This is a genomic window from Halobacillus karajensis (genome assembly GCF_900108515.1).
Taxonomy (GTDB): domain Bacteria; phylum Bacillota; class Bacilli; order Bacillales; family Halobacillaceae; genus Halobacillus; species Halobacillus karajensis.
This window is the reverse complement of record NZ_FNWW01000001.1, coordinates 795,372-809,539: the sequence shown is the minus strand read 5'-3', so window position 1 is coordinate 809,539 and position 14,168 is coordinate 795,372. Positions and strand designations below refer to the sequence as shown.

Below are 14,168 nucleotides of genomic sequence, written 5' to 3'. Positions count from 1 at the left end.
CAGCCCATAAAGGGTCTGGCTTTTCGTTAGAGGGTTTGATATTCAAGGTGAATTTCTTTTAAAAGCTGCGGGTGTGTTAAGAGTTCAAGTCCCGTTTGTGCAAGTGCGATGGCTCCTTTGATGAGAGCTTCGTCTCCTTGGGGGGAGCGGGCTGCTTCTCTGAATGCATCTGTGTGAGCGATGAGACTTTCACGTCCGATTTTTATATAAGGGTGGATGGTAGGGACAACTTGACTGATGTTCCCAGCATCTGTTGAACCTAGTCCTTTACGATCTTTATAATAGTTTTCCCCAAGGGCCGTAATTTTCTCTTGAAATACCTTATCAAAGCGGGGAGTAACTTTAAAATTATCGACTCCATTTTGGATGTGGGTCATTTTGTAGGAGGCGCCAGTCATTGCCGCTGCCCCTTTTGCAATGTTTTCTGCTTTATTCGTTAACCGATCACATTTTTCCCTCGTTGCTGCTCTTAAATAAAATCTTGCTCGCGCATAGTCTGGGACAATATTTGGTGCACTCCCACCATCTAAAATCACACCATGAATGCGGACATCATCGGTAACATGTTGTCGCAATGCATTTAGACCATTGTATAGTTGAAGGACGGCATCCAGGGCATTAATTCCATCCTCGGGGTTGCTTGCCGCATGGGCGCTTTTTCCGAAGAATTCAAAATCGACAGGGTCGACCGCAAGTGTGGGGGCAGATCCTGATGTCCGACCGAGCGGATGAACCATCATGCAAGCATCAAGTTCATCAACAAGTCCATGTTTTACAAAGGTCCCTTTTGCACTGCCGTTAGGTCCACCTTCTTCTGCTGGTGTGCCGAGCACAACGACTTCTCCTCCCGTATGGGGGAGGACTTCACCAATGGCAATGGCGGCCGCTATTGAAGCCGTACCGATGATGTTGTGTCCACAAGCATGTCCAAGTTCGGGAAGGGCATCGTACTCTGCCAGATAACCGATTATCGGTCCAGGTTTGTTGGAAGATTTCCGTGCTTTGAAAGCTGTGGGGTGTTCCGGAATGTGAGTATCCACCTTAAACCCTGATTCTTCAAGGAGGCGAATCAGTTGTTGCGATGCAAAATATTCTTCATTCCCTATTTCTGGGTTGTCGTGGATGAGGTGACTCGTTTCTACATAATTATTTTGCCTTTTTTTTATATTTTCAATAAGAGTATCTTCTAAAGATTGCGTTCTACTTATATTCATACGGCTTCTCCTTTACCAGCCAATCTCTTTTAAAGGCACAAAGGTTGGAATTAAGGATTGGTTGTACACTTCTTCAATATGGTCAGCGACATCTTCCGCCTGATAAATGTCTACAATTTTTTGGTATGTTTCATTATCTGTCTCATCCGCTCGGGCAGCCATGATATTGATGTAAGGCTGTGCCGTTTCATCTTCTATAGCAATTGCATCTTCTACTGGCACAAAACCAGCTTCTACAGCCACTCCATTATTAATGAGCGATGCGGCGACATCAGGTAGAACGCGAGGCGTCTGCGCAGCGACAATAGGTTCAAACTTTAGATTTTTAGGGTTTTCTTCTATCTTACTTAAGTCTCCGTTGCCGTCAAAATCTTCAGGCAGACCAATCAATCCTGATTCTTCTAGGAGAAGTAGTGCGCGCCCCATGTTTGTGGCTTCCTTTGGTATGGCAATTGAACTTCCTTCAGGGATATTGCTGACATCTTCGTATTTTTCAGAGTATATCCCCATCGGGGCAATTAATGTTGTTCCAATTGGGGCAAGGTCTAGATTATGTTCTTTAATAAAAGAGTCAAAGTAGGAAACGGTTTGGAAAGCATTCAAATCGATGTCTCCATCGGCAAGAGCCATATTCGGCCTGACATAATCCGCAAATTCCACCAGTTCAATTTCAATATTTTCTTCGGCTGCTTTTTCTTTGATTTTTTCCCAAATCGGAACCCCAGATCCATTTAATCCGACTTTCACTTTTTTCGTCTCTTCTGAAGCCGCATCTCCCTCGCTGGAACACCCGGCTAATACGAAACCAACTGTCAATAAAATGCTTAATGTAATCATCCATTGTTTCATGATGACCCCTCCTATTGTCTACGAATCTTTTTAGATGCAAAATTTCCAACGGTTTGTGTAATCTGCACAATAAATACAAGTAATAAAACGGTAGCAATCATAATATCTGTTTCAAAACGTTGGTAACCATAAGAGATGGCAAGATCTCCAAGCCCTCCTCCACCAACAAACCCGGCCATTGCAGAGGCGCCAACAAGTCCAATTGTCGCAATGGTTAAATTCAGAATGATGGAACTTAATGCTTCTGGAATATACACACGACGGACAATCTGCCATGGAGTTGCTCCCATAGATTCAGCGGCCTCGATAACTCCTGGTTTAACTTCCAGTAAACTGCTTTCTACCAGTCTGGCAATATAAGGAGCTGAGAAAATTACGAGCGGTACTACGGCAGCAGCCGTTCCAATAGATGAACCGACAATCAATCTCGTAAAGGGCAGGATCGCAACGAGTAAAATGATGAACGGGATAGATCGGAAAAAGTTGACCACCGTACTGAATCCATTAAAGAATGGTTTGTTCTCCAATAATCCTCCATGCCGTGTTACCACTAGAATAATCCCCAAAGGAAGTCCAATTAAAGTAGCTGCAAATAAAGAGATGCCCACCATCAAAAGCGTTTGGTACGTCGCTTCCCAAATTCGTGGCCAAAATTCCATTAAATTAACCTGCATGTGAAGTCACCTCCTGCACAGCTACTTTTTGTTGGATATGATTAATGACTCTCAGTATTTCTGGGTCTTCCCCTTGAAGTTCAACAACAAGGTGGCCAAACGGGACTCCTTGCAGCTCAGTGATCTGCCCGAACAATACATTAACTTCCACATCGAATTTTTTAGCGATTTGAGAAAGGACGGGCTGTCCGGCACTTTCATCAACAAAAGTGAATCGATATATATTTCTCGAAGAGTCTCTTTCATCTATGCCATTTAAGATGGATGCAGGAATATCATTTTCCATAACGGTCCTTACAAAATTCTTAGTAGTTGGATGTTGGGGCTTCGAGAATAAGTCGAAAATGGATCCTTTTTCAATGACTTGGCCGCTTTCCATCACAGCTATCCGGTCACATACTTCCCGGACGACGTTCATTTCGTGCGTGATCATCAAAATGGTAATCCCATATTCATCCCGGACTTTCCTTAGAAGCCTTAGAATTGATTTCGTTGTTTCAGGATCGAGGGCGGATGTCGCTTCATCACACAATAAAATATCCGGAGATGTCGCTAAAGCCCTTGCTATCCCGACCCTTTGTTTTTGACCGCCGGACAGCTCTTCTGGATATTGTTTTGCTTTATCGGATAAACCTACAAATTCTAATATTTCTTTTACTCTTTGATTCATATCCTTCTTTGGTGTTCCGGACAAGGAAAGGGGGAAGGCGACATTATGATGAACGGTCTTTGATTCAAGTAAATTAAAATGTTGAAAAATCATGCCAATCCTTTTTCGAACTTTTCGTAGGTCTGGTTTTGTAAGCTTCGCCAAATCTTCTCCGTTAATGAGGACACGTCCTTCAGAAGGCTTTTCCAATAAATTAACCAACCGTATCAGCGTACTTTTTCCTGCGCCACTGAAGCCAATCACACCAAAAATCTCACCTTTATGTACAGTCAAATCCACCTGATCAACGGCGCGCAATTCACTATCATTGTGCTGGTAAATCTTTGATACATTCTCAAATTGAATCATTTTATCCCTCCTAATAAAAAAGAGCCCCTCTTCTAAAAAATAAGAAGAGGGGTTCTCAAACTATATGAGATACCGTCTCTTCTCATCTTTCACGTGCAGACGCACATGCTGGAGTTGGCACAGTTTCTGATCGTTTCGACGAATCAGTTCCGCTGCCGAGGTTTCGTAGGGCCAGTCCCTCCACCTCTCTAGATAAGAAGAAAAGTCATTAGATTTATTTTGATGGTGCTAATCATAATACAGCCCAAAAACTTTGTCAATTTAACTCCACAAAATTGTTTGAAAAATTTCAGTTGTATGACGAATGAATTATTTCCCGTCCTCCATCTAAAAACATAGAATATATTTGGAAGTTATTCGGAAGAGTCTCTGAAGTGGGTCAGGGGATTACTGGCATCATTAGTGTTCAATAGGAGGTAAACCTTTTACTTTCTTCCCTTTTAATGAGAAATAAAAATCCCCTGCATTCGTAAGGGCACCATAGAAAACATCTGCTATCTTGTGATTCCCGAGGACATTCTGCACCCATTCTTGATCCCGTCCGACACGCTCCAGCAAGTCACTTTGGATCTCCCCATCAAGAATAAGCGGGATATCATAACCCCCACCACTATAAGAGACACCAATATCCTCACGGGTTACACTCTCTTTAGCCTTTTTAAACTTTACAGATAGTTGTCCGTTTGGTTCAATGATCGCAAGTTCTACATCTTGTAGAATAAAAGCATTTTGTTCGCGGAGCATCTGAGTAATATTGTCAATAGAATAGTGAATGCGGGAGATATTCTCTTCCACCATTTGTCCTTGGAATACAACAATCGTGGGTTCAAAGGTTAGTATTTTTCCGATCTTCCGGTTTCGAAGTTTCAGCCATACGATGAATTTTTGCAACAATGCAATAATGATAATGGCTGTTACGGTATGAAGGTGATTAATTTTTGGATCAGCAATATCGGCCCCGACTACAGAACCTAATACGAGAACAACGAGGAAATCGAATACAGGCAATTCACCGATCGACCTTTTCCCCATAAATAAACCTACCCCCAGGAGTAATGGTAGAATCGTTAAAATTCTAACGATGACTTTCATTGTATCCATCCAAATATCCATATGTATCACCTCTATCTTATCTTTACACTTTGTTCTTCTTGCTATCCAAAAAAATACACGTACAGGTGTTTGTACAGAAGGGGAGTGAATTCGATGGAATACATGGTTCCATAAAGAACAGAGTCAAACGATTAGAAGATTATCTCCGTAGTTTACTGAAAATGTTCAAGGAAATAAAGACGATTCCACCTGTCGAAAAGCATCTAAATACATAAAAATGTAAGCGTTTTCTGTTTGTGGCAGGAATGAATGGAAAGGAAAGAGAATTACAATTCAGTAAGTTAGTCTGTTCAGGGAGGATCTATATGAAGGGACCATACATAACAGAAGAACATGAAATCCTGCGAAAATCATTGCGGAAGTTTTTAGAGAAAGAAGCTTATCCTTTCTATAACGAGTGGGAAAAAGCGGGTAAAGTTCCGCGAGGGTTTTGGAAGAAACTTGGTGAGCAAGGATACCTGTGTCCATGGGTTGGGGAAGAATACGGCGGTTTTGGAGCAGATTTCGGTTATTCCGTCGTCCTCAATGAAGAATTGGAGAAAGTAGGCACAGGACTAATCGGAGTAGGCTTACACAATGATATTGTTGTGCCGTACCTAGAGGCATATGGAACGGACGAACAGAAGAAAAGGTGGCTCCCCAAATGCACGACGGGAGAATGCATTACAGCGATAGCGATGACAGAACCTGGAGCTGGTTCTGATCTAGCTTCCATACGAACAACAGCAATCGAAAAGGAAGGTGCGTATATCCTTAATGGGGAGAAAACGTTCATCACAAATGGGATCCAGGCTGATTTAGTTATTGTCGTGTGTAAAACAGACCCGAAGGCTGTGCCTCCTCATAAGGGCATCAGTCTGCTGGTTGTCGAAAGGGACACCCCTGGATTTTTAAGTGGGAAGAAGTTGGAGAAAATCGGCCTCCATAGTCAGGATACGTCAGAATTAATATTCGAAGATGCGAAAGTGCCAAAGAGGAATCTGTTAGGCCAACAGGGGGAGGGGTTTTATTACTTAATGAATCAGCTCCAGCAAGAGCGCCTGATTGTAGGGATTGGTGCCATTGCTGCTTGCGAGCGAATGCTTGAGTTAACCATTGATTATGTGAAAGAACGAAAAGCTTTCGGCCGATCGATTGCCTCTTTTCAAAATACCCAGTTTAAAATAGCTGAACTTCAAACAGAGGTGAATATTGGAAGGACTTTCCTCGATCGGACGATAGAATCACACATGCAAGGGGAGGATGTTGTCAAAGAGGTATCCATGGCTAAGTGGTGGACGACGGACCTTGTAAAAAAAGTAGCGGTGGAATGTATGCAACTTCATGGCGGCTATGGATATATGGAAGAATACGAAATAGCCAGAAGATTCCGTGATGCACCTGTGACTGCCATTTATGCGGGATCCAATGAAATTATGAAAACAATAATCGCAAAAAAGATAGGCTTACGTTAGGAGGAATAAGAAATGGATGAAGTTGTCGTTGTGGAAGCCGTGAGGACTCCAGTAGGTAAAAGAAATGGGGCGTTGAGTAATATTAGAGCTGATATTCTTTTCGCGGATGTATTAAAGGAACTTGTGGACCGTACGTCCCTTGACCCGGCAGAGGTTGAAGATGTGATTGCTGGATGTGTCAGTCAGGTTGGTGAACAAGCGGGAGATATAGCTAGAATTTCAGCTCTCACAGCAGGCTTCCCTATTGAAGTACCTGGGGTTACCATTGATCGCCAGTGTGGGTCAAGTCAGCAGGCGATTCATTTTGCCTCCCAAGCCATTGCTTGTGGAGATATGGATACCGTCATCGCTGGGGGGGTTGAGAGTATGTCGCGAGTTCCGATGTTTTCCAATATGAAGGACGTATCTTTCAATGATCGACTGACTTCACGATTTGAGATGATCAACCAAGGGCTTTCAGCAGAGAGAATTGCGAACCAATGTCAATTGGGTAGAGAAGACTTAGATGCCTATGCTGCAGAAAGCCATCGAAGAGCTTTGACAGCCATTGGTGAAGGAAGGTTTACAAAGGAAACGATGCCTGTAACATCAGCGGGATCAAATGTCCTTGCAAAGGATGAAGGACCGAGACTTGGGACTACGCCAGAAACGTTAGCAGCACTTCCAACCGTATTCCAGGAGGATGGAAAAATCACAGCTGGTAATGCGAGTCAGATCAGTGATGGAGCCGCTGCTGTTCTTCTTATGTCTCGAAAAAAAGCGAGGGAATTGGGGCTGAAACCGCGTTTTCGGATTGTTTCAAGAGCGGTGGTTGGATCAGATCCAACCCTAATGTTGACAGGCCCGGTGCCGGCTACATATAAAGCACTACAGAAGGCTGGATTAAGCCTTGATGATATCGATCTTTTTGAAGTGAACGAAGCCTTCGCGCCTGTTCCTTTATTTTGGATGAAGGAGACAGGAGCACCGCATGAAAAATTAAATGTTAATGGAGGGGCTATTGCCCTAGGTCATCCATTGGGCGCAACAGGAGCGAAGCTTATGACTACCTTAATCCACGAATTGGAGCGAATCGGAGGGAGATATGGGCTGCTTGCCATTTGTGAAGGACATGGCATGGCGAATGGAACGGTCATTGAAAGGGTGGAGGAATAATAATGGAAATAAAAAACGTAGTAGCGATTGTAACAGGGGGAGCGTCAGGTCTTGGTGAAGCAACCGTAAGGAAAATTGTGAGAAATGGTGGTAAGGCTGTCATCGTAGATAGGAATGAAGAAAAAGGAGAGCAGCTGTCTGATGAATTAGGTTCATCCGTTTTATTTCTGAAAACGGATGTTACATCAATAGATGATGTGGAGGAAATGCTTGATAAATCTCTCGGTACTTTTGGAAAAATAAATACATTAGTGAATTGTGCTGGAATGGTAACAGGAGAAAAGGTTGTTGGAAGGAATGGTCCACATCGGTTAGAATCCTTCTCGAAAATTATTGAAGTCAACTTAATAGGGACCTTTAATGTCATTCGTTTGTCAGCAGAAAAAATGAAGGAAAATGAACCAAATGAAGAAGGAGAGCGGGGAGTCATCATAAATACGGCTTCCATCGCTGCTTTTGAAGGGCAGATAGGACAAGCAGCTTATAGTGCTTCTAAAGGAGGCGTGGCGGCGATGACTGTACCTATCTCAAGGGAACTTGCGCGATATGGAATCCGTGTGATGGCGATCGCCCCGGGATTATTTGAAACACCGATGTTCGAACAACTTCCAGAAGAAGCCAGGGAAGCGTTAGGGAAGGAAACACCTTTCCCGTCCAGGTTAGGTAAACCCTATGAATATGCCAAGCTAGCTTTAAACATCATAGATAACTCTATGCTTAATGGGGAGGTGATCCGTTTAGACGGAGCAATTCGATTGCAGCCCAAATAATTGTTTGTATGGTCGGTCAGGGAGTTGAAAAGTTAGTACTTAGAAAGGAAAGGAGAGGAAAGTGCGCCTCTTCTATTACTAAGAAATTGATTCATCGATTTGTTTTTTATCAAAGACTTTGATGCTTGTTAAGGATTGGTGGTGGCTTTTGTCCGGAAAAGTTTTTATAAAAACTCAAAAGGAGTCGATGAGAGATGGGACCAACATTAAAGAGTATGTTTGAACAGACGGTGGCTAAATATGCAGATAAGGAAGGGCTGGTCGATTCAAGGCTGGGAATACGCTGGACGTACGCAGAGTGGGATCAAGAGGTGAATCGTGCAGCTCATGCACTACGAGCCTCAGGTGTGGAAAAAGGAGACAAAGTATCCGCCGTTCTTTTTAACACAGCTGAATTTGCCACGGTACTGTTTGCCTGCATGAAAATCGGGGCGATCTTCAACCCAGTGAATTTCCGTCTCATGGAAAAAGAGATTGAGTATATTTTGAGAGATGTAGACCCCAAAGTAGTCATATTTGAGAAGGGCACCGCACCCCAAATCGCTCCTGTTGCTAAAACACTCACAAGCATAGAATATTGGTCTATCGATGAAGAAAATTTACCTTATGCTCTGAATTATTATGAACGAATGGAGGGGGTTACGACAGATCGGCCTTCATGCCAAATAGATGAAAATGACCCTTATGCCATTATGTATACCTCAGGTACGACAGGGCTTCCAAAGGGAGTCATTCATTCTCATAGGGATATGGTGGATCAAGCACTGATTATGACCGCCTGTTTACGATTGTCAGAAAATGATCGTGGGCTTACAGTGGCGCCAATTTTTCACTGCGCGGAACTTCACTGTGCCTTCTTCCCGAGAGTGATGATAGGTGCTACGAATGTTCTTTTGCACCATTTTGATGCTAAAGAAGCGATTCAAACTGTTAGAGAAGAACAAATCACTTCGTTCTTTGCTGCTCCGACGATGTGGAACATGATGCTTCAGGAAGACTTTACAAAGGAAGACTTCCTGACATTGAGACAGGGGCTCTATGGTGGAGCTCCAATGGCCCCGGCTTTAACAATTCAGCTGCATGATGCCTTGGGTGTACAGCTTTTACAAGCCTATGGAATGACGGAGATGGGCCCTGCGATTACCGCTCTTACAGAGAAGGAACAAGTGACAAAGGCAGGGTCTGCCGGCAGGGCTTTATTGAATCATGAAGTACGAGTCGTTCGCACCAATGAACACGGCCCCGCCGAACCCGAAGAAGTATGTAAGCCTCATGAACTCGGCGAAATCATTGTGAGGGGGCCGAGCATGATGAAGGGATATTATAATAGGCCGGATGCTACGGAAGAAGCCCTTTACAAAGGCTGGTACCACACAGGAGATATCGGATCATTTGATGAAGACGGCTATCTATGGGTGAGTGACAGGGTCAAGGATATGATTATCTCAGGTGGTGAAAATATATATTCCAGGGAGGTAGAAGACGCCCTCTTTGATCACCCAGGTGTCCTGGATGCAGCCGTTGTCGGGGAACCTGATGATATGTGGGGAGAAAAGGTCGTCGCCTATATTGTCAAAAAGGAAAGTGGACTTACGGATAAAGAATTAGATGAATTCTGTGTTACCGGAAACAAACTGGCTCGCTACAAACGACCTAGACGGTATGAGTTCGTGGATGAACTGCCACGAAATGCAAGCGGAAAGCTGCAGAAATTTAAATTACGAGAACGAAGAACAACACTGTTGGAATAAAAAAGAACAAAAAGCTGCCGGTGACGATCGGCAGCTTTTTTGCATATAGCATAACCCTGTTAAATCAATTCTCCCTAATCCTTTCATATAAGCTTCCTTACCCAGAACCCCAGTTTCGAGACAGGTTGATGAGAAGATGGTAGTGGAAAGTGAGTGTTCCCCACCGACCCTTATCACAAGATATTTTGGTATCAAGTCTTCAAGTAACTGTCATTTAGTTGAATCAACCCATTTAGGTCAGACATTTCCCGGGAAATGTCGACAAATCATTATTCTAGTAACCGTTTCAGCCTCCGAATCGGCTGATGTGCCCGAGCCTCCTCATAACGAGAAAAAGGACACCCATTTTCCTTCAGTCGTATGGGGACAGAATGAATGGTAAAGGAAGCGGGGTCCAGGCCTTCCACAACCTCCTCCCAGAAAAGCGGTGTCGCAATCGTTGCTTTTTCAGTAGCCCTCGGGGAATAAGGGGCGATGATAGTTTTCCCTTCTGCATGCTGTACATAATCAATGTATAAGCGGTCCCCGCGATTCTTCTTTAAGCGTTCAGTAGTGAATAGTTCAGGTTCTTCGTTAACGAGAAGAGTGGCTAATGTTTCTGTAATCTTCCTTGTTTCCTCGTAATTCAGATCCCCTTCCTGGATAGGAATATGAATCTGCATTCCTTTATTTCCTGACGTCTTAATAAAGCTGATGACATCAAGTTCATCGAGCATTGGTTTTAATAATTGTGCAGCGGTAATGGCCTTTTTAAAATGCTCCTTGTCCATTGGGTCCAGGTCCAAAACAATTTCGTCAGGTTTCTCTCCTCCTGCTTTTTCAAATGGGACGTGATATTCAAGGGCTCCCTGGTTTGCCAGCCATAGCAATGAGAGGAGATGATCACAGATGATGTATGGATTCCCATCTTCCATCCACATTTTTAAAAAATCCGGGGCATGATCGGGGGAATGTTTTTGGTAAAAGGATTCCTCATGGATACCGTCCGGATAGCGAATCAAGGTCAATTTTTTCTCCTGGATAAACGGGAGCAAGTAGGGAGCCATATGTCGGATATAGATAAGGAATTCTTGTTTCGTTACTCCAGGCCATAAAAATTTATCAATATGGGAGGACTCAAAGGCTTCTGGGAATAGAGAAAGATCCCACTGCAATTTCTCACCTGTACATTCTTCAGGAGTAAGGTCAAAACGAAACTGATGAAACATCGGTTCGCGCAATTCCCCTTGCTCAGCGCTAAGACAGTGAATATCCACACAAGTCCCTGCTTCTAAATGCCAGCTGTCTTTCTTTTTTGTACCATGTTCCTTAAAGAAGGCACGGAGGGTTTCACTCTCTTCTTCGGATAGCCCATGCTTAAATTTTCCTAATGGACGGGGGTCTTGACCATCGAGGTATCCCGCTTCATAGTACCCATTACTGGAATTAAAGGTTTGTAAAAAGCCAGCTATGGTCCGCCATTGTTTCCATTTCAACCATTGTTGGCCACGTTCTCCAGATCGATAGGGGCTCTTTTTCATTTTTGCAACGATTCCTTCAGCGAGATGCAATTCTGCCACAGCTTCAGCTTTGTCCTTTTTTTCAAATACCTCTACAGCCTGAATGTGGGTATGGTTTATTTTGTTTAGCTGTTTTTTTAGCCTTTCTTTTCTTTTGGTTAAGGGGAGCGAGGGGTTATCCAGCGAGTCAAAAGCAATAAAAGAAGCGGGCCGTTCTTTAGAAGCGGCCATGATTTTTTCTCTTTTCCTCATTCGCCCTCTTATTTGCAGTGCCTCAAAGTCTGCTTGGTAAGGAGTTTTCAAGATGACAATCTCACCATCCAATGTAAAGGGGAGGCTTTCTTTAGGGGGACGAATTTCAGCAATTTCAGGGAAACGTGCGCTTAAATCCTTTCCATTACGGCTCCAGAGTTTAATTCCTTCTTCACTAGCTTCCATAATCGCACGAAAGCCGTCATATTTAATTTCATATAGCCATTCATTACCAGAGGGTAAATCACTTGTTGGTGTTAATAACATGGGTCTCATGCAGAGTCCTCCTTATCACGGGTTTTTTATTAGTTTATCCATAGAGAGGGAACATATTTTTACAGAACACGTGAAAGCTAAAGAAAAAGGAGTGATCGGGATGCACACAATGTGGAAAGGGACGATTAGTTTTGGTCTTGTTAACATTCCTGTGAAGCTACATGCGGCCACTGAAAACAAAGATATTAAGCTTCGACAACTTCATGAGGAATGTAAATCACCAGTGGAGTATGAAAAAAGGTGCCCAGTTTGTGAGCGGGAAATTGATAGCAAAGAGATTGTGAAAGCTTATGAATACGCAAAAAACAAGTTCGTTGTCCTTGATAAAGAGGATTTGGACCAATTAAAAAAAGAACAAGAAGACAAAGCGGTGGAAATTATGGACTTCGTTAAGTTGGAGGAAATTGATCCCATTTATTTTGAGCGGAGTTATTTTATCTCACCAAGCGAAGGTGGAACAAAAGCCTACAGCCTGCTTCGCCAAGCTCTAGGGGATACAGGAAAGATTGGAATCGCCAAAATAATTATTCGATCGAAGGAACAGCTGGCTATTGTGCGGGTTTATGAAAACACGCTTGTGATGGAAACGATTCATTATCCTGACGAAGTTAGATCTGTTCAGGACGTTCCAAATGTCCCGGAAGAGACGGAGTTAAGCAAAAAAGAGCTAAGCACAGCTGTAACCTTAATTGATCAACTGACGGCGGAATTTGACCCTGAGAAATATAAGGATGATTACCGTACAGCTCTTATGGAATTGATCGAAGCGAAGAAAAATAATGAAGAAGTTACGACAGCGAAAGATAAGCCTAAACCGGACAATGTAACCAATTTGATGGACGCTTTAGAAAAGTCATTGGAAAAGACAAAAGGACCCAAAAAGAAGAAAACAACCAAGAAAAAAACCAAAACAACAACAGCAGGGAAGAAAAAGACTTCCTGAGCCTGTTGAATGAAACACTGCCCTCAGTGAAAAGAATGGATGTCACAGGACAACCATTCTTTTTTTATGGGAAATTCTCTATACAAGGAAGCAGAAATCCAACAGGAAGATATTTTTTGAGTGATTCCTCTTTTATCCATAGGTCATGTTCCACTATAATAAAAATACCTGAAAATTCACAAATATCCTACATATAATCAGGAAAAGGAGGCTGTCTTGCATGCATGAACTTTCTTTTAGAGAGGTTTGGAAGGCTAGAAAACGTATCGAACCATTTATCCAACCAACTCCATTGCTTTATTCAGAAGCTCTTTCTGAACAGACAGGTGCCAATGTATATTTGAAGTCGGAACACGATCACCCGACAGGTTCCTTTAAGCTCCGTGGGGCAGCAAATAAGATTTTATCTCTTAAAGAAGAGGACAGGCAGAAAGGGGTGACCACTTTTTCTACAGGGAACCATGGCATTTCTGTCGCTTATATGGCAGCTAAATTGAATATCCCTTGTACCGTATGTATTTCCAATCACGTACCTCCGGCTAAAGTCAATCGTTTAAAGAAGCTGCAAGCAAGGGTGGAAATTACAGGCGTCTCCCAAGATGATGCAGAGGCTCGTTGTGTTGAGCTGGAAAAAGAAGAAGGCATGACCATAATTAAGCCTTTTGACGATAAAGAGGTTATAGCTGGACAAGGCACGATCGGTCTGGAAATTATGAGCCAATGCCCGGACGTGGATGAAGTGATTATCCCGTTATCTGGCGGGGGGCTGTTATCGGGAATTGCTTTTGTGATGAAATCGATCGAACCTGCCGTACATGTAACAGGTATAACGATGAAGAAAGCAGCAGTCATGCAGGAGAGTCTGGCAAAAGGGAAACCAGTCATTTTGGAGGAAGAACCGACTCTTGCTGACAGTTTACTCGGTGGGATTGGGACAGATAACCGTTTCACCTTCCCTATGACGAGAATGTATATGGACGAAGGTGTACGGGTAGACGAGTCTCAAATTGAAGAGGGCCTCCTTTATATCTTAAACCACCATAAAATAGTGATAGAAGGGGCTGCCGCGACAGGCATTGGCCATATACTTTATTCTGATTTTGGAGAAGGGAAGAATATTGTTGCTGTTTTGAGTGGGAACAATATTGATCATGAAGTGATATCGGATTTGATCCATAAATCCTGATGGGGAGGTGTCGA

Annotated in this window: 12 protein-coding genes and 1 riboswitch; of the genes, 6 read left to right on the top strand and 6 right to left on the bottom strand. The window is 43.2% G+C overall.

The genetic code is table 11. The features are described 5' to 3' along the window. Nucleotides 1-26 precede the first annotated feature (26 nt). From BLW54_RS03770 to BLW54_RS03750, 5 genes are all read right to left on the bottom strand, one after another. On the bottom strand, nucleotides 27-1,214 hold the full coding sequence (locus tag BLW54_RS03770; protein ID WP_035507035.1) for a M20 family metallopeptidase: 1,188 nt from the start codon (nucleotides 1,212-1,214) through the stop codon (nucleotides 27-29). Between the two features lie 12 nt (nucleotides 1,215-1,226). After that, nucleotides 1,227-2,063: a MetQ/NlpA family ABC transporter substrate-binding protein gene (locus BLW54_RS03765; protein WP_035507033.1), complete on the bottom strand. Its 837-nt coding sequence runs from the start codon at nucleotides 2,061-2,063 to the stop codon at nucleotides 1,227-1,229. A gap of 11 nt (nucleotides 2,064-2,074) precedes the next feature. After that, nucleotides 2,075-2,737 (bottom strand): methionine ABC transporter permease, encoded by a 663-nt coding sequence (locus tag BLW54_RS03760; RefSeq protein WP_074733293.1) that lies wholly within the window; start codon nucleotides 2,735-2,737, stop codon nucleotides 2,075-2,077. Next, a complete protein-coding gene (locus tag BLW54_RS03755) occupies nucleotides 2,727-3,755 on the bottom strand; it encodes a methionine ABC transporter ATP-binding protein (protein WP_074733292.1) in 1,029 nt (342 codons plus the stop codon). Before BLW54_RS03755 ends, BLW54_RS03760 begins: the two co-directional genes overlap by 11 nt. 79 nt (nucleotides 3,756-3,834) lie before the next feature. Beyond that, nucleotides 3,835-3,954, bottom strand: a riboswitch (SAM riboswitch). Nucleotides 3,955-4,154: 200 nt separating this feature from the next. Beyond that, nucleotides 4,155-4,868 (bottom strand): DUF421 domain-containing protein, encoded by a 714-nt coding sequence (locus BLW54_RS03750; protein WP_051744048.1) that lies wholly within the window; start codon nucleotides 4,866-4,868, stop codon nucleotides 4,155-4,157. Nucleotides 4,869-5,173: 305 nt separating this feature from the next. Between BLW54_RS03750 and BLW54_RS03745 the strand changes: the two genes are divergently transcribed. The 4 genes from BLW54_RS03745 (at nucleotide 5,174) to BLW54_RS03730 (ending at nucleotide 9,998) form a co-directional block, all read left to right on the top strand. Further along, nucleotides 5,174-6,322 carry an acyl-CoA dehydrogenase family protein gene (locus BLW54_RS03745; protein WP_074733291.1) on the top strand — a complete coding sequence of 383 codons (1,149 nt, stop codon included), beginning with the start codon at nucleotides 5,174-5,176 and terminating at the stop codon, nucleotides 6,320-6,322. 12 nt (nucleotides 6,323-6,334) lie between these two features. After that, on the top strand, nucleotides 6,335-7,477 hold the full coding sequence (locus tag BLW54_RS03740; protein ID WP_074733290.1) for a thiolase family protein: 1,143 nt from the start codon (nucleotides 6,335-6,337) through the stop codon (nucleotides 7,475-7,477). A 2-nt stretch (nucleotides 7,478-7,479) separates the two neighbouring features. Next, a complete protein-coding gene (locus BLW54_RS03735) occupies nucleotides 7,480-8,247 on the top strand; it encodes a 3-hydroxyacyl-CoA dehydrogenase (protein ID WP_074733289.1) in 768 nt (255 codons plus the stop codon). 194 nt (nucleotides 8,248-8,441) lie between these two features. Continuing rightward, nucleotides 8,442-9,998 carry a fatty acid--CoA ligase gene (locus BLW54_RS03730; RefSeq protein WP_074733288.1) on the top strand — a complete coding sequence of 519 codons (1,557 nt, stop codon included), beginning with the start codon at nucleotides 8,442-8,444 and terminating at the stop codon, nucleotides 9,996-9,998. A 269-nt stretch (nucleotides 9,999-10,267) separates the two neighbouring features. Here BLW54_RS03730 and ligD read toward each other — a convergent pair whose 3' ends face one another. After that, a complete protein-coding gene (gene ligD, locus BLW54_RS03725) occupies nucleotides 10,268-12,025 on the bottom strand; it encodes a DNA ligase D (RefSeq protein WP_074733287.1) in 1,758 nt (585 codons plus the stop codon). 100 nt (nucleotides 12,026-12,125) lie between these two features. Between ligD and ku the strand changes: the two genes are divergently transcribed. Both ku and BLW54_RS03715 read left to right on the top strand, forming a co-directional pair. Beyond that, nucleotides 12,126-12,968 (top strand): non-homologous end joining protein Ku, encoded by an 843-nt coding sequence (gene ku, locus BLW54_RS03720; protein ID WP_074733390.1) that lies wholly within the window; start codon nucleotides 12,126-12,128, stop codon nucleotides 12,966-12,968. 220 nt (nucleotides 12,969-13,188) lie between these two features. Further along, on the top strand, nucleotides 13,189-14,154 hold the full coding sequence (locus tag BLW54_RS03715) for a threonine/serine dehydratase (RefSeq protein WP_074733286.1): 966 nt from the start codon (nucleotides 13,189-13,191) through the stop codon (nucleotides 14,152-14,154). Nucleotides 14,155-14,168: the final 14 nt, after the last annotated feature.